The organism is Rhodanobacter sp. IGA1.0, assembly GCF_040208325.1.
Classification (GTDB): Bacteria; Pseudomonadota; Gammaproteobacteria; order Xanthomonadales; family Rhodanobacteraceae; genus Rhodanobacter; species Rhodanobacter spathiphylli.
On sequence record NZ_CP157948.1, the window covers coordinates 1,051,178 to 1,069,607 of the forward strand.

Annotated in this window: 14 protein-coding genes, 1 tRNA gene and 1 pseudogene; 10 read left to right on the forward strand and 6 right to left on the reverse strand. The window is 67.7% G+C overall.

The annotated features are described in order from the left end of the window. Positions 1–80: 80 nt before the first annotated feature. The 3 genes from ppk2 to hemA all read right to left on the reverse strand — a co-directional run bounded on the left by ppk2 (position 81) and on the right by hemA (position 3,607). Positions 81–860 carry a polyphosphate kinase 2 gene (gene ppk2, locus ABNK63_RS04595; RefSeq protein ID WP_350017188.1) on the reverse strand — a complete coding sequence of 260 codons (780 nt, stop codon included), beginning with the start codon at positions 858–860 and terminating at the stop codon, positions 81–83. A 298-nt stretch (positions 861–1,158) separates the two neighbouring features. Then, positions 1,159–2,238 carry a peptide chain release factor 1 gene (gene prfA, locus ABNK63_RS04600; RefSeq protein WP_350016826.1) on the reverse strand — a complete coding sequence of 360 codons (1,080 nt, stop codon included), beginning with the start codon at positions 2,236–2,238 and terminating at the stop codon, positions 1,159–1,161. Positions 2,239–2,323: 85 nt separating this feature from the next. Then, positions 2,324–3,607 (reverse strand): glutamyl-tRNA reductase, encoded by a 1,284-nt coding sequence (gene hemA / locus ABNK63_RS04605; RefSeq protein WP_350016827.1) that lies wholly within the window; start codon positions 3,605–3,607, stop codon positions 2,324–2,326. 168 nt (positions 3,608–3,775) lie between these two features. Here hemA and ABNK63_RS04610 point away from each other — a divergent pair, with 168 nt between their 5' ends. From ABNK63_RS04610 to ychF, 8 genes are all read left to right on the forward strand, one after another. Then, on the forward strand, positions 3,776–5,458 hold the full coding sequence (locus tag ABNK63_RS04610; RefSeq protein ID WP_350017189.1) for a tetratricopeptide repeat protein: 1,683 nt from the start codon (positions 3,776–3,778) through the stop codon (positions 5,456–5,458). Next, positions 5,455–6,063, forward strand: coding sequence for a lipoprotein insertase outer membrane protein LolB (gene lolB / locus ABNK63_RS04615; RefSeq protein WP_007806890.1), 609 nt, complete (start codon positions 5,455–5,457; stop codon positions 6,061–6,063). Before ABNK63_RS04610 ends, lolB begins: the two co-directional genes overlap by 4 nt. Before the next feature lie 72 nt (positions 6,064–6,135). Then, positions 6,136–7,527: a 4-(cytidine 5'-diphospho)-2-C-methyl-D-erythritol kinase gene (gene ispE, locus ABNK63_RS04620; RefSeq protein ID WP_350016828.1), complete on the forward strand. Its 1,392-nt coding sequence runs from the start codon at positions 6,136–6,138 to the stop codon at positions 7,525–7,527. Between the two features lie 43 nt (positions 7,528–7,570). Then, a tRNA-Gln gene (locus ABNK63_RS04625) sits at positions 7,571–7,647 on the forward strand. 51 nt (positions 7,648–7,698) lie between these two features. Next, positions 7,699–8,640: a ribose-phosphate diphosphokinase gene (locus ABNK63_RS04630; RefSeq protein ID WP_193385056.1), complete on the forward strand. Its 942-nt coding sequence runs from the start codon at positions 7,699–7,701 to the stop codon at positions 8,638–8,640. A gap of 167 nt (positions 8,641–8,807) precedes the next feature. Continuing rightward, the gene (locus ABNK63_RS04635; protein ID WP_350016829.1) at positions 8,808–9,503 is read left to right on the forward strand and encodes a 50S ribosomal protein L25/general stress protein Ctc; all 696 of its coding nucleotides are present in this window, start codon (positions 8,808–8,810) and stop codon (positions 9,501–9,503) included. Between the two features lie 51 nt (positions 9,504–9,554). Further along, the gene (pth, locus tag ABNK63_RS04640) at positions 9,555–10,139 is read left to right on the forward strand and encodes an aminoacyl-tRNA hydrolase (protein ID WP_350016830.1); all 585 of its coding nucleotides are present in this window, start codon (positions 9,555–9,557) and stop codon (positions 10,137–10,139) included. A gap of 92 nt (positions 10,140–10,231) precedes the next feature. Beyond that, complete coding sequence (gene ychF, locus ABNK63_RS04645) at positions 10,232–11,320, forward strand: redox-regulated ATPase YchF (protein ID WP_007806880.1); 1,089 nt, start codon at positions 10,232–10,234, stop codon at positions 11,318–11,320. A gap of 57 nt (positions 11,321–11,377) precedes the next feature. Here the strand turns inward: ychF and ABNK63_RS04650 are convergent, their stop codons facing one another. From ABNK63_RS04650 to ABNK63_RS04660, 3 genes are all read right to left on the reverse strand, one after another. Next, complete coding sequence (locus ABNK63_RS04650) at positions 11,378–14,458, reverse strand: TonB-dependent receptor (protein WP_350016831.1); 3,081 nt, start codon at positions 14,456–14,458, stop codon at positions 11,378–11,380. Positions 14,459–14,680: 222 nt separating this feature from the next. Continuing rightward, positions 14,681–15,733: a FecR domain-containing protein gene (locus ABNK63_RS04655; RefSeq protein ID WP_350016832.1), complete on the reverse strand. Its 1,053-nt coding sequence runs from the start codon at positions 15,731–15,733 to the stop codon at positions 14,681–14,683. Continuing rightward, positions 15,711–16,298 carry a sigma-70 family RNA polymerase sigma factor gene (locus ABNK63_RS04660; protein WP_157582003.1) on the reverse strand — a complete coding sequence of 196 codons (588 nt, stop codon included), beginning with the start codon at positions 16,296–16,298 and terminating at the stop codon, positions 15,711–15,713. The genes ABNK63_RS04655 and ABNK63_RS04660 overlap by 23 nt, the downstream gene beginning before the upstream one ends. A gap of 426 nt (positions 16,299–16,724) precedes the next feature. On the opposite strand from ABNK63_RS04660, the pseudogene ABNK63_RS04665 reads away from it, so the two are divergent. Together ABNK63_RS04665 and ABNK63_RS04670 are read left to right on the forward strand one after the other, a co-directional pair. Beyond that, a pseudogene (locus tag ABNK63_RS04665) lies at positions 16,725–17,183 on the forward strand (cyanophycinase); the annotation flags it as partial. Between the two features lie 228 nt (positions 17,184–17,411). After that, positions 17,412–18,425, forward strand: a complete 1,014-nt coding sequence (locus ABNK63_RS04670; protein ID WP_238530905.1) for an isoaspartyl peptidase/L-asparaginase — start codon at positions 17,412–17,414, stop codon at positions 18,423–18,425. Positions 18,426–18,430: the final 5 nt, after the last annotated feature.

The following is an 18,430-nucleotide window of genomic DNA, read 5'->3' on the forward strand; positions in this document are numbered from 1 at the left end:
ACACACCCTGGCAACTCCGTTCGTCCCGAGCGCAGCGCAGCGAAGTCGAAGGACCCTGGGCGATCGTGTTCGGGGCAGCTCTAGTCCGCCGATTCCCGGAACGTGTCAGGCACCCACAGCGCCTTGTCGGTGACATGTTCGCCTCGCGGCTTGCCCTTCAGCCTGGGCAACTTCACCTTGGGCACCGCTTCCTCAGGCAGCGGCACCTGCTGCAGCAGGTGGCGGATCAGGTTGATCCGGCCGCGCTTCTGGTTGTTGAAATCGACCACGAACCACGGTGCGTGGTCGGCGTGGGTGCGTTCGATCATCACGTCGCGCAGCTTGCCCATCTCGGCGTATTTCTGGCGCGCGGCCAGATCCACCGGTGACAGCTTCCAGCGTTTCAGCGGATCGTCGGCGCGCTCGGCGAAGCGCTGCTCCTGCTCGACCTGGTCCACTGCCAGCCAGTACTTGATGAGGATGATGCCGTCGTCGGCGAGCAGCTTCTCGAAGGCTGGCACGGCGTCGAGAAACGCTTCGTGCTGGGCGGGCGTGCAGAAGCCCATCGCCGGTTCCACCACGGCGCGGTTGTACCAGCTGCGATCGAACAGCACGAACTCGCCGGCGCTGGGCAGGTGGGCGACGTAGCGTTGGAAATACCACTGGGTGGCTTCTTCCTCGCTGGGCTTGCCGAGTGCGGCGATGCGATAGCCGCGAGTGTCCAGGCTTTCGGTGATCGCCTTGATGGTGCCGCCCTTGCCGGCCGCATCGCGGCCTTCGAAGATCACCAGCAGGCGCTTGCCGCCGCTGCGCAGGCCATGCTGCAGCCGCACCAGTTCGAGCTGCAGTTCCCCGATTGCCTTGCGGTAGCGCTTGCCCATGATCGCCTCGCCGGATGCCATGTCGCGTGCAGGGTAACCCGCCGCGGCGTGAGGGTGAGGTTCAGGAGCGACCCCACCCCGACCCTCCCCTGCAAGCAGGGGAGGGAGCAGGGCGGCTTTCGTTGCCCACTGGCACGCAGCTGGGTTCTGCTCCTCCCCCTGCCAGCAGGGGGAGGTCGGGAGGGGGTGAGCTTTTGACCCTGGCTCGGCGAAGAGCGCCCCCTCCCCGACCCTCCCCTGCAAGCAGGGGAGGAGCGAGTGTTGTGCCACGGGAAGTGCGGGTGCCGCCTTGCGGCTTTCAGCCGCCGCCAAGCGCCTGCAGCTGGTCGGCCTGGTGCTCGCGGGTCAGCGTGTCGATCAGTTCGGCCAGGTCGCCCTGCATGATCTCGGCGAGGCTGTACAGGTTCAGGCCGATGCGGTGGTCGGTGACCAGGTTGTCCTTGTAGCGGTAGGTGCGGATGCGCTGGCTGCGGTCGCCGGTGCCGACTTGCAGGCGGCGTGATTCGGCCTGTTCGGCGGTCTGCTTGCTGCGTTCGGCGTCGAGCAGGCGCGCCTTCAGCAGGCTCATCGCGCGGGCGCGGTTCTTGTGCTGGCTGCGCTCTTCCTGGCATTCGACCACGGTGCCGGTGGGCTGGTGGGTGATGCGGATCGCCGAGTCGGTCTTGTTGACGTGCTGGCCGCCGGCGCCGGAGGCCCGGAAGGTGTCGGTCTTGAGGTCGGCGGGATTGATCGTGATGTCGTCGATCTCGTCCAGTTCGGGCAGCACGGCCACGGTGGCGGTCGAGGTGTGCACGCGGCCCTGTGATTCGGTGACCGGCACGCGCTTGACGCAGTGGGTGCCGGATTCGAACTTCAGCTGGGAATACGCGCCGCTGCCTTCGACGCGGGCCACAACTTCGCGATAGCCGCCGTGTTCGCCGGCGTGCTCGCTGAGGATCTCGACGTGCCAGCGACGGCTTTCGGCGTAGCGCAGGTACATGCGCAGCAGGTCGCCGGCAAAGATCGCCGCCTCGTCGCCGCCGCTGCCGGCGCGTATCTCCAGGTACAGGTTCGCCTGGTCGCGCGGGTCCTTCGGCAGCAGCAGCAACTGCAGTTCACCATCCAGATCCTGCAGCCGCTGTTCCAGCCGGCGTACGTCGTCGACCGCCATCTCGCGCAGTTCGGGGTCGTCCAGCATGGCGCGCGTCTCGGCCAGTTCGCGCTCGGTCTGGTCGTGTTCGCGCAGCGACGCGGCGACCGGTTCGAGCTGGGCGTATTCCTGGGAAAGTTCGCGGAAACGGTTGTTGTCGGCGTGGACGTCCGGCTGCGACAGCAGCAGGCCGACTTCATGGTGACGCTCGGACAGCGCCTCGAGCTTGCGGCGGATCGATGGGGTCATGGCAGGCCGGGAACGAGTGGGACGGATGAAGGCGAGGCCGCTGTACGGCGAGGAACTTCCGGTGCGCGGCAGCCAGCCGCCCTCGCTATTCGCCCCGGGTGGCCCGCCCGTCTTCGTCTTCGTCCAGACCGTACAGCCGCCCCGCCGCGTGCAGCAGGTCGAGGTCGCCGTTCAGCGCGGCCTCGCGCAGGCGGGCGCTGGGGTGGTGCAGCAGCTTGTTGGTCAGCGTGTTGGCGAGGAAGGCCAGCGCCTCCTCCGGTGACTTGCCGTGGGCCAGCATGCCGCGGGCCTTCAGCAGCACTTCGTCGCGATACACCTCGGCGTGCTGGCGCATGTCCAGCGCGGGGTTGCGCACGGTCAGCGCGCGGCGCCAGGCCATGTAGCGGTCGACCTGCAGGTCGATGATCGCCTCGGCGTCGTGGGCGGCGGCGGCGCGCGAGCGGATGTTTTCGTCGATCACCTGGCGCAGGTCGTCGATGCCGTAGAGGTAGACATCGGGCAGCTCGCCCACGTCGGCCTCGATGTCGCGCGGCACCGCGATGTCGACCATGAACATCGGCCGGCGTTTGCGCGCGAGCATGGCCTGCTCGACCATCGCGCGGGTCACGATCGGCTGCCGCGCGGCAGTGGAGGAAATCACGATGTCGGCTTCGGCCAGGTGCTGCGGCAGGTCGGCCAGGGCGATCGCGTAGCCGCCGTAACGGCCAGCCAGCTCCTGTGCGGTCTCCGGCGTGCGGTTGGCCACGATGATGCGGCGCGCCTGCTTTTCGGCCAGGTGTCGCGCGGCCAGCTCGATGGTGTCGCCGGCGCCGATCAGCAGCACGCAGGCCTGCTTCAGGTCGGTGAAGACCTGCTCGGCCAGGCGCACCGCGGTGAACGCCACCGATACCGTGTGCGCGCCGATGCGGGTGTCCGTGCGCACGCGCTTGGCCACCGCGAAGGTGTGCTGCAGCAGCCGGTCCATCGGTGCCTTCAGCGATTGCGCGCCACGCGCCAGCTGGTAGGCGTCCTTCACCTGGCCCAGGATCTGCGGTTCGCCCAGCACCATCGAGTCCAGCCCGGTGGCGACGCGGAACATGTGCCGCACGGCGTCGTCTTCGTCGTGCCGGTACAGGAACTCATCGAGCTTGCCGGGGGTCAGATGATGATGACGATTGAGCCATGCCCGCGGGATGTCCTCGGCACCGGCGGCGGTGCCGACATACAGCTCGGTGCGGTTGCAGGTGGACAGGATCATCGCCTCTTCCACGCCCGGCTCGCTGACCAGCGCGCGCAGGGCGTCGCCGGCGGCGTCCGCGTCGAACGCCACCTGTTCGCGCAGGCTGACCGGCGCAGTGAGGTGATTGAGCCCGAGGGCGATCAGCGGCATGGTGGTCGGAACATCTCGGCGGCGGCGATCCGGCGGCGTAGGCTAAGCTTGGCGCAACGCCGCGAAGTGGTGACCGGCACGGTCAAGGCAGGCATGTGGATGGAGAGTAGTGTGCGGAGCGGGCCCGGCAAGTTCAAGCAAGTGCGGCATTTTACGGCAGTGGCGACCATGGCGCTCGGACTGGCCGCCTGCGCCGGCGCGCCGCTGCGCTCGACCGTCAAGGCCGCCGCTCCGGCGCAACCGCTGGCGCAGCTGGTGGTAGCCACGCCGGATGTCGACCACGACGTGCTGGCCCAGCTGCTGGCTGGCGAGATGGCGCTGACCCGCACCGACCTCAAGGCTGCCGCCGGTCACTACGACAAGGCGATGGCCTTGAGCAATGACCCGAAGGTGGCGGAGCGCGCGGCTGGCCTGGCCATCGCCGTGCACGACGATGAGGCGGCCCGGCGCGCATTGGCGCGCTGGCAGGCGCTGGGCGCCAAGCCCGCCGCGATCGCCCAGGCGCGGGCGCAGCTGGCGCTGGATGTCGGCGACACCGCCGAGGCGCGTCGCCAGCTGGAAATTCTGGTCGGCAGCAGTGACAAGGACGCCTGGCGCCAGTTCGGCCGGGTACTGGTGGGTGCGCGCGACCAGGCCCAGGCGGGCCGGCTGCTGGAAGCGCTGGCCACGCCGCAGCGACTGCCGGCCGATGCCCAGGCCTGGCTGGCGATGAGCGAACTGGGTGATCGCCTGGGCCGTCACGCCTACGCCGTGCAGATCGCCACCGCCGCGATGCAGCGTTTCCAGACGGCGGAGACCTATACCTGGGCGGCCCAGATGAAATTCAAGGATGGCGACCGTGCCGGCGCCGCCGCCCTGCTGCAGAAGGCCTTGGTGAAGGAGCCTCAGAACACCCGGCTGCGGCTTGCCTACGCGGGCATGTTGGGCCAGGCGGGCGACTACGCCGCTGCCAGCAAGCTGCTGGCGCAGGGTCCGCAGAACGCGGACACCTACGCGATGCGCGCGGGACTGGCCGCGCATCTGCACGACGACAAGGCGCTGGCGGCGCTCTATCGGCAACTGCAGAACGCGCCGACCGACGTGCGCGAACACAGCGCCTACCTGCTGGGCCAGCTAGCCGAAATGCAGAACAAGCCGGCCGAGGCACTGGCCTGGTACGACCAGGTGGGCGACGACGACGCTCACGCATTCGACGCCGACCTGCGCAGCGCGATCATCCTGCACGGGCAGGGCAAGCGCAGCGACGCGCACGCGCTGCTGGAGCAGTTGCAGCTGGCCTATCTCGACCAGCCCGAGCCACTGCGCCAGGCCTGGCAGGCCGACGCCGAGCTGTACCTGACCGAGCAGAACTATGCGAAGGCGGAGGCGGCGTTCAGTCGCGCACTGCAGGTGGTACCGGATGATCCGGGCCTGTTGTACGGCCGCGGCCTGGCCTACGCCGAGGGCGGGCAGGTGGATCAGGCCGTGCAGGATTTCGAGCGCCTGCTGAAACTCAAGCCCGGCGACGTCGATGCCAGCAATGCGCTGGGTTACACCCTGGCCGATGCGAACCGCGACCTGCCCGAAGCCACCCGGCTGATCAGCGCCGCCCGCGCGGCCAAGCCCGATGATCCGGCGATCGCCGATTCCTGGGGCTGGCTGCAGTACCGCCTCGGTCATCTCGACCAGGCGGTGCAGACGCTGCGCGGCGCCTGGCTGGCCCGCAAGGACGCCGACGTCGGCGTGCACCTGGGCGAGGTGCTGTGGCAGCAAGGCCACAGGCAGGATGCGCAGCGGGTCTTCGACGAGGTGCGCAAGCTCGATCCGCACAACGACAACCTGCAGCAGGCGCTGAAGCGGCTGCATCCATGAGGGGCTGGCAGGCGTTTTTCGCCACCGTGGCCGTGCTGTCGCTGGCCGCCTGCGTACCGCAGGCCGTGCGGGTGAAGGGTGATGCAAGCCTGTTGAACGCGCAGCTGGCGCGCGAACAGGCGTTGGCGCATGCCGACCACTGGTCGTTGCAGGGAAGGCTGGGCATTTCCAATGGCAAGGACGGCGGCAGCGGCAGCTTCAGCTGGCGCCAGGATGGCGAGCGCTACGAATTCACCTTGCGCGGACCGGCGATCAGCGGGATGAATTTCCGCCTCAGCGGCGGTCCCGACGGCGCCGTGCTGGAAGGACTGGAGCATGGTGCGCTGCAGGGGCCGGACGCCGAGGCGCTGATGCGCAAGGCGCTGGGTTGGGAGGTGCCGCTGCGTGACCTGCGCGCCTGGGTGCTGGGCGTGCGTGCGGACAGTGGCCCGGCCGAGCTGAGCTTCGGCGAGAACCGCCTGCCCTCGCTGCTGCAACAGGATGGCTGGACGGTCGACTACCGCGCCTGGGACGAGACCCGGCAGCCGCCGTTGCCGACCCGGGTGTTCGCCGCCCGGCCGCCGTACAAGGTGAAGCTGTCGATCGAGTCCTGGCAGTTTCAGTAACTTCGCCCGGCTGGGTTAGTCTTTGCGCCCCTGATCGCCTGCCGATCGTTCGGCGAATCCCGGAACGCAAGCATGTCCTTTTCCATCGCACGCGCTGAACCCGGCCAGGTCGAGGCCTTGTGCGCGATCGAACGCAAGGCCGTGCACCTGTTCCGCGGGCATCCGGCATGGACAAGCTATGCGGCGCTGTCGATGCCGCCCGAACAGCTGTTGCAGGCGATCGGCCGCGGCCTGGTCTGGGTCGCCCTGGGCGAAGCCGGCGATCCGGTGGGCTTCGTCTGGCTGGACGCGGAGCTGGAACCCGGTGCGATCGGCATCGCCGAGATCGACGTGCTGCCGCTCTACGGCCGGCGCGGGATCGGTGCGGCGTTGCTGGAACATGCTTGCGCATGGGCCCGTTCGGCCGGTTACCGGCGGGTGGACCTGGGCACCCTGGCCGACGTGCCGTGGAATGCGCCGTTCTACGCGAAGCATGGTTTTGTCGTGGTCGACAAGCACGATCCCGCCTTTGCGTTTGCCCGCCAGCGCGATCGCGAGAACGGCTTTCCCGACACCTTGCGCGTGTTCATGAGCCGCCCGCTGACGCCTCCCGCGTCCGCTGAATGGACGGTGTGGCCGGCGCCGGCCAAGCTGAACCTGTTCCTGCGCATCGTAGGGCGACGGGCCGATGGCTACCACGAGCTGCAGACCGTGTTCCGCCTGCTCGACTGGGGTGACGAAGTGCGCCTGCGCGTGCGCGATGACGGCGAGATCCGGCGCGCGCGGGGCATTCCGGGCGTGGCCGAGGCCGACGATCTGGTGGTGCGCGCCGCGCGCCTGTTGCAGCGGCACGCCGCGACGAAGCTGGGTGCCGACATCGAGGTGGACAAGCGCATCCCGATGGGCGGCGGCCTGGGTGGCGGCAGCTCGGATGCGGCCACCGTGCTGGTGGCGCTGAACCAGCTGTGGCGGCTGGGCCTGGACGAGGATGCGCTGGCCGAACTGGGACGCCAGCTGGGCGCCGACGTGCCGGTCTTCGTGCGCGGACGCTCGGCCTGGGCCGAGGGGGTGGGCGAGCAGCTGACGTCGCTGGCGCTGCCGCCGCGCCACTACGTGGTGCTCGACCCCCATGAGGCAGTGCCGACGGCGGCGCTGTTTCAAGCGTCTGAATTGACACGAAATGCCCCGCGGGCGACAATTTCATCCTTTGCTTCAGGCGAAACGACGGAAAACGCCTTCGCGCCGGTCGCGTGCGCGCGGCACCCGCGGGTGGCTGCGGCGCTGGACTGGCTGGACGGTTTCGGCCAGGCGCGACTTTCCGGCAGCGGCGGTTGCGTGTTCCTGGAGCTGCGTTCGATGGAGCGGGCGCAGGCGGTGGCGAGGCAGTGTCCGGTGGCGTTCACGGCGCATGTCGCCGGTGGCGTCGACGTGTCGCCCCTGCTGTCGTCGTTGAAGCGACATGCCGGTGCGGTGCCTGCGGATTGATGGAAGCGGACGAAGTTCTGGGATAGACGGATCAAACAAATACTGGGGCGTCGCCAAGCTGGTTAAGGCACGGGATTTTGATTCCCGCATACGCAGGTTCGAATCCTGCCGCCCCAGCCATTTCATGATGGCCAAGTTTTCGAGGTAACTCCTGTGGACACGTCCACCCCGATGATGCTGTTTACCGGTAACGCACATCGTGCCCTGGCCGAGGATGTCGCCCATCGCCTGGGCGTGCCGCTGGGCAAGGCGCTGGTCGGCACGTTCAGCGACGGCGAAGTGCAGATCGAGATCGAGGAGAACGTACGCCGGCAGGAAGTGTTCGTGATCCAGCCGACGGGCGCGCCCAGCGCGGTCAACCTGTTCGAGCTGCTGGCGCTGACCGACGCGCTGAAGCGCGCCTCCGCGGCCAGTGTCACCGCGGTGATGCCGTACTTCGGTTATGCCCGGCAGGATCGCCGGCCGCGTTCGGCGCGGGTGCCGATCACCGCCAAGCTGGCTGCCCGCATGATCGGCGCCGCGGGCGTGGACCGGGTACTGACGGTGGATCTGCACGCCGACCAGATCCAGGGCTTCTTCGACATGCCGGTCGACAACGTCTACGCCTCGCCGGTGCTGCTGGCCGACATCTGGCGCAGCCACAGCATGGACGACCTGATCGTGGTCAGCCCGGACGTGGGTGGCGTGGTGCGCGCCCGCGCGATCGCCAAGCGGCTGGACGACGCGGACCTGGCGATCATCGACAAGCGCCGGCCGCGTGCCAACGTGTCGACCGTGATGAACATCATCGGCGACGTGGACGGCAAGACCTGCGTGATGGTCGACGACATCGTCGACACCGCCGGCACGCTGTGCGCGGCGGCTGCTGCCCTCAAGGAGCGCGGCGCCCGCAAGGTGGTCGCCTACTGCGTGCACCCGGTGCTGTCGGGCGCGGCGATCAGCAACATCGAGAACTCCCAGCTCGACCAGCTGGTGGTCACCAACACCTTGCCGCTGCGCCCTGAAGCCAGGGCCTGCGCCAAGATCCGCCAGCTGTCGGTCGCCGAGCTGCTGGCCGAAACCATTCGCCGTATCGCCTTCGGCGAGTCGGTGAGTTCGCTGTACGTGGATTGACATCTACGGGGATGGGGAATCGGGAATAGGGAATTGTAAAAGCACGGCTTGCGCGCTCGACGATTCTCCATTCCCGATTCTCCATTCCCGGCTCAACCGTCTTCCCTGGTCGCGGGGAAGTCACTCAGCCGCCGCGAGGCGGCAAACACAAACCAGGTAGTAATGAAATGACCAAGACTCATGAAATCAAGGCGCAGAGCCGCAAGGACGAGGGGAAAGGTGCGAGCCGCCGCCTGCGTCATGCCGCTTTCGTGCCTGCCGTTGTCTACGGCGCCGGCCAGCCGCCGGAAAGCATCCAGATCGAACACAACACCGTCCTGCTTGCCGCCAAGAACGAGTGGTTCTTCTCCTCGGTGCTCGACCTCAACGTCGACGGCAAGGTGCAGAAGGTGCTGGTGCGTGACTGGCAGAAGCATCCGTTCAAGCAGCTGATGATGCACATGGACTTCCTGCGCATCGACGAGAACGCCAAGCTGCGCGCCAACGTGCCGCTGCACTTCCTGAACCAGGAAAAGTCGCCCGCGGGCAAGACCTCCGGCGTGGTGATCTCGCACAACCTGACCGAAGTGGAAGTCAGCTGCCTGCCGAAGGACCTGCCTGCCTACATCGAGCTGGACCTGGGCGAGCTGGTCGCCGGCGACATCATCCACCTGTCGCAGCTGAAGCTGCCGGCCAACGTGGAACTGCCCGCGTTGCAGCTGGGCGAGGCGCATGACGCTGCCGTGGTCACGGTGAACGTGGTCAAGGAAAGCGCTGCGGATGCCGCCGAAGACGCTGCCGCCGAGGCCGAGGCCGAAGCGAACAAGGCCGCCGCGGCCAAGCCTGCCAAGGCTGCCGCCAAGCCGGCTGGCGACAAGAAGTAAGTCGTGTGATCCCGCGTCCGCGAGGGCGCGGGATCATGTGGCTGGTCGCTCATGGCTGGTTTGCGACTCATTGTCGGACTGGGCAACCCCGGTGCCGAATACCTCAGAACCCGGCACAACGCCGGGTTCTGGCTAGTTGACGCCCTCGCCAGCGGGCAGGGCGAGCGCTTCGCCTTCGATGGCAAGCTGCGCGGCGAGAGCTGCCGGGTGCGCCTGGGTGGCGATCCGGTCTGGCTGCTGAAGCCGGCCACTTTCATGAACAAGAGCGGCATCGCCGTGGTTTCGGCGCTGCGCTACTACAAGATCGAACCCGAACAATGTCTGGTCGCGCACGACGACCTGGATCTTCCTGCGGGCACCGTGCGGATGAAATTCGACGGCGGCCACGGTGGCCAGAACGGCCTGCGCGACATCATGGCCCATCTCGGCCACGGCAAGTTCCATCGCCTGCGCGTGGGCATCGGTCATCCCGGCCACCGCGACCAGGTCACGCCCTGGGTACTGGGCCGGCCGTCGGCCACGGACGAGGACGCGATCCTCGACGGCATCGCCCGCTCCCTGGACGTGCTGCCGCTGGCGGTGGAAGGCCAGTTCGAGAAGGCAATGAAGCAGTTGCATACGAATAGCCGGGAATAGGGAATGGGGAATCGGGAATGGTCAAAAGCCAAAGCCCGATTCCTGCTTCTCCTATTCCCGATTCCCCATTCCCTATTCCCGGAATCACATCCATGGGCATCAAATGCGGCATCGTCGGTCTGCCCAATGTCGGCAAGTCCACCCTGTTCAACGCGCTGACCAAGGCGGGCATCGCGGCGGCGAATTTCCCGTTCTGCACGATCGAGCCGAATGTCGGCGTGGTGCCGGTGCCGGACCCGCGGCTGAACGCGCTGTCCGGGATCGTCAACCCGCAGAAGGTGATTCCGACCGCGGTGGAGTTCGTCGACATCGCCGGCCTGGTGGCTGGCGCGTCGAAGGGCGAGGGCCTGGGCAACAAGTTCCTGGCGCACATCCGCGAGGTCGACGCGATCGCCCACGTGGTGCGCTGCTTCGAGGGTGACGTGATCCACGTGGCTGGCAAGGTCGACCCGATCGCCGACATCGAGACCATCGACACTGAGCTGGCGCTGGCCGACCTGGAGTCGGTGGACAAGGCGCTGAACCGCGCCGAGCGCGCGGCCAAGGCCAACGACAAGGAAGCGCTGGCGCGCAAGCCGGTGCTGCAGAAATTGTCGGCCGGCCTCAACGAAGGCAAGTCCGCGCGTAGCCTCGGCCTGGACGAGGAGGAGAAGGCGCTGGTGCGCGACCTGTTCCTGTTGACCCTGAAGCCGCTGATGTACATCGCCAACGTCCCCGACGACGGCTTCGAGAACAACCCGCTGCTGGATGCCGTGCGCGAGCGTGCCGCCACCGAGGGTGCCGAAGTGGTGCCGGTGTGCGCCGCGATCGAGGAGGAGATGGCGCAGCTCGACGACGCCGACCGCGACGAATTCCTGAAGGACATGGGCCTGGACGAGCCGGGCCTGAACCGGGTGATCCGCGCGGGTTACAAATTGCTCGACCTGCAGACCTATTTCACCGCCGGGGTGAAGGAAGTGCGTGCCTGGCAGTTGCGTCGTGGGTCCAGCGCGCCGCAGGCGGCGGGCGTGATCCACAGCGATTTCGAGAAGGGCTTCATCCGCGCCGAGACGATCAGCTACGACGACTTCATCCAGTACAAGGGTGAAGCCGGCGCCGCCGCGGCCGGCCGACTGCGCAAGGAAGGCAAGGAATACATCGTCAAGGACGGCGACGTGCTGCACTTCCTGTTCAACGTCTGACGCGGTTCCACCCGTCGCGAAAACAGCGCACTCCGGTGCGCTGTTTTTTTGTGCGGTTCAGAGCGCGCTGCCGCGGAGCTTCCAGGTGAACTGCAGGAAGTAGCTGCGGCCGGCGGCGTCGAACCAGGACACGTCGTAATACGGATAGGCGGTGTAGCTGGGATCGCGCGGCGGCAGCTTGTCGAACAGGTTGTCGACGGCAAGCGACAGCTGCGCGTGGTCGCTGAACTTGTATTGCAGCGTGGCGTTGTAGCGATAGGTGGCGTGCACCCAGGCGGCCTCACCGGCGTCGGTGTCGACGATCTGGTCGTAGGAGTCGGAGTTCGGCAGTCGGCCCAGGCGCGAGCCGAACAGCGTCGCCGACCAGGCCTTGCGTTCCCACGACACGCTGGCGCTGGTCTTCTCGCGGGGAATGTCGAAACCGCTGTTGACCGCCAGTTCGTCCAGGGTCGGATCGCCCGGGTATTGCTGGAACAGGTGGTTGCGCGTCCAGGTGTAGTTGCCGCTGAAGCGGAACGTGCCGATCGCGGTTTCCAGCTTGTAATGGCTGCTGACGTCGACGCCGCTGGTGCGCTCGTTGGCGACGTTGATCGGGTTGACGAAGATGCCGTACAGACCGCCCGGGTCGACCGCGCTGTCCGCGGGGTAGCGGTTGACCCGCGATATCGCGTCGATGCAGCTGGGCGAATTCGCATCCACCGCGTTGCCGTTCACGTCGCTGCCGATGCGGCAGCTGGCTTCCAGTTGCAGGATGCGATCGGTGCTGAGGTCCTGCACCTGGTTCTGCATGCGGATGTTGAAATAGTCGATCGAGAAATCCAGGTTCGGCGTGGGCGACCAGACGAAGCCGCCGGTCCACGAGGTGCTGGTTTCGGAATCCAGGTCGCGATTGCCCTGGCGTGTGCGGATCAGGCCCTCGTCGGAATAGTCGCAGTCGGTGATGTCGACGCCGGGCTCCTCGGTGCGGCAGCGGTAATAGTCGTTGCCCGACGTCTCGTCGTTGCCGATGCCGGCGTAGACGTAATGCAGGTCCGGCGCGCGAAATGCGGTGCCGTAGGAGCCGCGCACCAGCAGGGTATCCAGCGGGCGCCATTCCAGGCCGGTGCTCCAGGTCAGCTTGCCGGTCTTGTGGCCGGAGAAGCGATACTGGTCATAGCGGCCGGCCACGCTCCAGTTGAGCGAATCCAGCAGCGGCATGCGCAGTTCGCTGGCGGCGGCCCAGCGGTTGCGGCTGCCGTGGCCGTCGGAGTCCTTCCAGCTGTAGTAGTAATACTGGGTGGCCAGCGGGTCGGGCTTGAGGTCGTAGGACTGGTTGCCGTACTCGACCACGCCGGCAAAACCGGCTGGCCCGGCGGGCAGGCTGAACAGCTCGGTGTTGGTCAGGGTGAACGCCAGCGTGTCGCTGCGCGACTCGGGGTGGTAGTTGGTGCGAGCGGTGATCGAGTCGTATTCGGCGCGGCTCAGCGGCGTGTACAGGCGGCTCGGGTCGGCGTCGAAGATCGGCAGGCCGCTGTCGGCGTCCACGCCGAGCTGCGGGCCGAGGTAGAGGTCATTCGCCTTCGAGGCGACGGTCTGCGGCCAGCTGATCAGCGCCTTGTACTGCGAGTGGCTCACCGAGGCCTCGTAATCCCAGGCCTGGCCGAACGTGCCCTTGAGGCCGGTGGTGAGGCTGAAGGTCTTCTGGGTGTTCTCGATCATGCCGCGGCCGAGGCCGCCCATTTCCTCGGGCGTGAACTGGCGATACCAGTTCTCGATGCCGCCGCTGTGGGCGTTGTAGAAGTAGCCGTCCTCGTTGCCGTCGGGCGCCTGGTAATTCCACTGCTCGACGTCGCGGAACAGCTCGACCTTGCTCCAGCCCAGCTGCATGTCGCCGAACCAGCTCAGGTTGTCGTTGATCTTCAGGTTGGCCGAGGTGTAGGTGTTGATGCCGCGGCGCTGGCTGAGGATGGTGCCGTAGCCGATCGACTCCGCGCTGCCGCAGAAATTGCCGTAGCGCGGACGATTCGCGTACACCGTGGTGCCGCCGTTGAGGTAGCCCAGCGCATCGCAGGTGGCCTGGCCCGGATCGATGTAGTCGTCGTTCCAGTCGCCGTTGAGAAAGGTGCGCCGCGGCACCTGCGAGCGTTCGGTGGGCGCGTCGGCGGTGGAATCCTGGATCTTTCGGTCGTACGCCCACAGCGGCTTCTGGTCGATCAGCTCGGCACCGAATACCAGGTTGAAATCGTCGTGCGAGAAGCCGGTGGAAAAGTTCAGCTTGGTCGAGGCGCCGCCGCCGCGGGTGGTGTCGCCGTAGCGCAGGTCGATGGTGGTGCCGTCGGCGTGGTCCTTCAGGATGAAGTTCACCACGCCGGAAATCGCGTCCGAACCGTACACCGCCGAGGCGCTGCCGGTGAGCACCTCGATGCGGTCGATCATGCCGATCGGGATGTTGGAGACATCGGTGAAGTTGCTGCGGCCCTTGAACGGCATCGGAAAGTCGGCGATGCGGCGGCCGTTGACCAGTACCAGGGTGTGGTTGGGGCCGAGTCCGCGCAGGTCGACCTCCTCGGCGCCGGGCGAGAAGTCGGCGCCGCTGGAGGACTGCTGGCTCTGCGTCTCGCCGCTGTTCTGGGTGATCGCGCGCATCACGTCGGGCACGCTGGCAAATCCGCTGGCCTTGATGTCGTTGGCGGTGATCACGGTGACCGGCGCCGGCCCTTCGACCTGGGCACGGGGGATGCGCGAGCCGGTGACCTGGATTTCGTCCAGCCGGGTGGCTTCCTGCGGGTCCGCGCTCGCGCCGCCGCGACTGCCGGCCGGCGTGGCCGACGAAGCCGGTCGAACCGACTGACTGGCACCCTTCACGATGACGACGGCGCCGGAGTCGTCGCGGTGGACAGTGAAGCCGGTGCCGGCGAGCAGGCGACCCAGCGCCTGGTCGGCCGAAAGCGTGCCGTGCACGCCGCCGGTGCGCAGGCCCTTCAGCTGATCCGCCTGATAGATGAACTGGGCGCCGGACTGGCGCGCCAGGCTGTCCAGCGCGGTGACCAGCTCACCGGCGGGAATGTCGATCTGCCGGACCGCATTGCCCTGGGCCGAGGCGAAGGCCGACACCGAACAGGCCATCACGAACAGCATGCCGCGTAGCGAACGAACCATGGTCACCTCTCCCCAGGTGGGCGCACGCGATGCGCGCCATGTGAAAGCCGGGACGAACGGCTGCGGCAAATCCCCCCTCGCGCGCGAATCTCAGAGTCTGTGAACAATCACTTGCGTGACTGCTTCATGCCTGGTCCTCGGGCAACTGCTCCTGCATTGCCTCAACTCGGGCATCCATGCCCTCGCAATGGCCGGCCGAGAGTTTGAAAAACTCCCAACCTCTCAGCGGTGGCGCAGCACGATGTTGTCGCCCTGCTGCTGTGCCCTGATCGGGAAGCCCTGGGCCAGCAGGCGCACGAAGGCGTCGGTGTTGGACCAGCGGAAGTTGCCGCCCACCCGCATGGTGCCCACGCTGGCGTCGCCGATCACGATCTTGCGCATGTTGTAGCGGTTGAACTCGGCGGCGGCGGTGGCCAGGGGCGTGTCGTGAAAGCTGACGAAGCCGCTGCGCCAGCTGAGGTATTCCTCGGCCTGCTGGACCGGGCCGGAGCGCACCACCACGCCGGCATCGCTGGCCGTGGCGATGCTGCCGGCGGGCAGCAAGGTGGTGGGCTGGCGTTCGCCGTCGGACCGGTTGTCCGATTCCAGCCGCACCAGCCCCTGGGTCACCACCACGCGCAGGTCGGCGGCGTCGCGGCGCACGGCGAAGCGGGTGCCCACGGCAATCACCCGGCGGCTGCCGGTGCTGACCACGAAGGGCCGGGCGTGATCCTTGGCCACGGCAAAGAACGCCTCGCCACGCTGCAGGTCGATGTGGCGTTCGCCGTGCGACAGGGTGACCAGCATGCGGCTGTCGCTGCTCAGCGTGACGGTCGAGCCGTCGGCCAGCGGCACCTCCTGCAAGCCGCCGATCGCGGTCCGGTAGGAAGCCTGGTCGACCGCGGTGTAATGGCGCCAGCCCAGCGCCAGCGACACGACCAGGGCGAGCGTCGCCGCCGCCGCGAACAGGCGCAGCCAGCGGTGCGATCCCGCGCGGCTGCCTCGTTCCGGCTCGGCGCGATCCCGCGTCCTGGCGGGGGTCTCGTCTTCGCCATGCGAGGCGTGCGCCCAACTGCCGCGTGCGGGCACCACGCCCGGCACCATGCCGGCGCCCAGCGCCTGCAGCCGGCCGCTTTGCCGCCACGCCGCATCCAGCCGGAGGAAGGCGACCTGGTGCGCGACCGCCTCATCCAGCCAGGCGTCGAGCTGCTGCTGGTCGCGCGCGCTCCAGCCGCCGGCGTCGCGTCGCGCCAGCCAGGCAGCGGCGACCTGCTCAATCTCCCTGCTGCTGGCCATGTCCGTTCCCGTCATTGGCTTCCATGATCCGGTCGCGGCGCGCGCGATGCATTGGCGTGCCGCCGTAGAAGTATTCGGCGATCAGGCGCGAGCCCTTGGCGATCTGCTTTTCCACGGTTTTTTCGCTGATGCCCATGCGTGCCGCGACCTGCTTCTGCGACAGTTCCTCGACCCGGCGCAGCCAGACCACTTCCCGGCAACGGTCGGGCAGGCGATCGAAGGCGCTGGCCAGGTGCCGCAGTTCCTGCCGCGCGCTCATCCGGTGTTCCGGCGACAACTCGTCTATCAGGACGTTCAGCGCGTCCAGATCACCCACGGCATCGATCGAGACGACCCGGCTGCGGCGCAGGCGATCGGTCATCAGGTGGCGCGCGGTGGTGAACATGAAGGACTTCGGTTGCGCGGGACGCGCCTTCGCCGCGGCCTCGTAGACGCGCACGTAGATCTCCTGGCGCAGGTCGTGGATCTCGTCGCGATGGAACCAGCTGCGCAACAGGTAACGCATCAGCGCGCCTTCGTGCACGAGGATTTCGCGGGCAAACCAGTTGTTGAGGGAGTCGTCCACGCTGGCGACGATAGCGCCAATGGCGGCGGGAAACACCGTGTGCGAAGGCATGGGGGATCGTGCGCCCAGCTTCGTCACGGATCAGGTGTGCGCCCGCTGTTTGCGTGGGCGGAACTGCCCGGAGAGCCCCCGATGACGACCTTGCTCGAGCGCTTCGCCGCGCTGCCGCGCCCTCTGCTTTGCCTGCTCGTCCTGTTGCTTGCGCCGTGGCTGGCGGTGGCGCAGGCGGGTGTGCCGGATGCCGCTGCGCGCCCTGGCTACGAGTACTACCGGATCGGCCATCCGGAGGCGGCTCGCCCCGCCGCGACCGAGCCGGCGCTGATGCTGATGGGCGGCGGGGAGTGGCCGCACAAGGCGTTCGCCTGGTTTGCCGCGAAGGGCGGCCACGGGCATTTCGTGATACTGCGCGCCTCCGGCGACGACGGCATGCAGAAGGAGCTGTTCAACGAAGTCGGCGGCGTGACCTCGGTGCAGACGCTGGTCTTCCACGATCGCGCCGCCGCCAGCGATCCACGGGTACTGGACATCGTGCGGCACGCGGACGGCATCTTCATCGCCGGCGGCGACCAGGCCAATTACGTGCGGTTCTGGAAGGGCACGCCGCTGGGCGCGCTGTTGAACGGGCACGTGGCGCAGGGCAAGCCGATCGGCGGCACCAGCGCCGGACTGGCCATCCTCGGTGCCTACGCTTATGGCGCGATGGATGGCGGCAGCATCACCTCGAAGGAGGCGATGCACGACCCGCTGGGCAAGGCGATGACCCTGGTCGGCGATTTCATGCACCTGCCCAACATGCAGCGGGTGATCACCGACACCCACTTCCACGCCCGCGACCGGCTCGGCCGACTGATTGCGTTCGTGGCCAACCTGCGCCATGCGGGCCATGCCGACATCGTCGGCCTCGGCGTGGATCAGGATGCGGCGCTGTGCGTGGACGGCGATGGCATCGGCCGGCTGTTCACCATTGACAACGGCTTCGCCTGGCTGGTGCAGCCGCAGGGCAAGCCGGAACGAATCGCTGCCGGCAAGCCGCTCGACTACCCGGGCACGCGCGTCACCGGCGTGGGTACGCAAAGCCGGATCGACCTGAAGCGTCTCGCGGTCGAGCGGCCGGTGTTCGAAGCCGTCGCCGACGTGCGCGATGGCGAACTGACCCTGCGCGGCGAGCATCCGCCGCTGCTGGTGATCCACGGCGGCGCGGGCGTGGAGCGGGCAGGCATGACGCCGCAGATCGAAGCAGGCGCCCGTGCGGCGATGGAGCTGGCGTTGCGCAAGGGCTATGCGCAGCTCAAGGCCGGCAAGGCCGCTACCGACGCGGTGACGGCTGCGATCGCCGTGCTGGAGGACGATCCGCTGTTCAACGCCGGCAGGGGAGCGGTGTTCACCCATGACGGCCGGAACGAGCTGGACGCCTCGATCATGGACGGCTCGACGATGGCCGCCGGCGCGGTGGCGGAGGTTCATCGCGTGAAGCATCCGATCCTGCTGGCGCGCGCGGTGATGGAGCATTCGCCGCACGTGATGATGGTCGGCGACGGCGCGGAAAAATTCGCCACGGAGCAGGGATTCGAGCTGGTTGATCCGGCGTACTTCCGCACCGGGCGGCGCTGGCTGGAACTGCAGAAGGCTCTGAAGCAAGACGCTGCGGGCGTGTCGCTGCCCGAACGGCTGCGCGCGCTGAAGCATTTCGGCACCGTCGGCGCCGTGGCGCGCGACAGCCAGGGCCGCCTGGCTGCCGGCACCTCGACCGGCGGGATGACCGACAAGCGCTACGGCCGGGTCGGCGATTCGCCGATCGTGGGCGCGGGCACCTATGCGAACGTGGCCTGCGCGGTATCCGGCACGGGCTGGGGCGAGTACTACATACGCGTTTCGGCGGCGCGCGAGATATGCCTGCGCATGACCGAACTGCACGAATCGGCGACACAGGCCGGCAAGGCGGTGATCAACGACGAGATCCCGCAGATGGGCGGCGACGGCGGCGCAATCATCCTGGGCGCCGACGGCAGCGTGGCGATGCCATTCAACACCGAGGGCATGTACCGGGGGTGGATCGGCGCCGACGGCATGCCGCACGTGGCGATCTACGACAACGATCCGCTGGCGCTGCCGCGGCCCATGCCTTGAGCAGC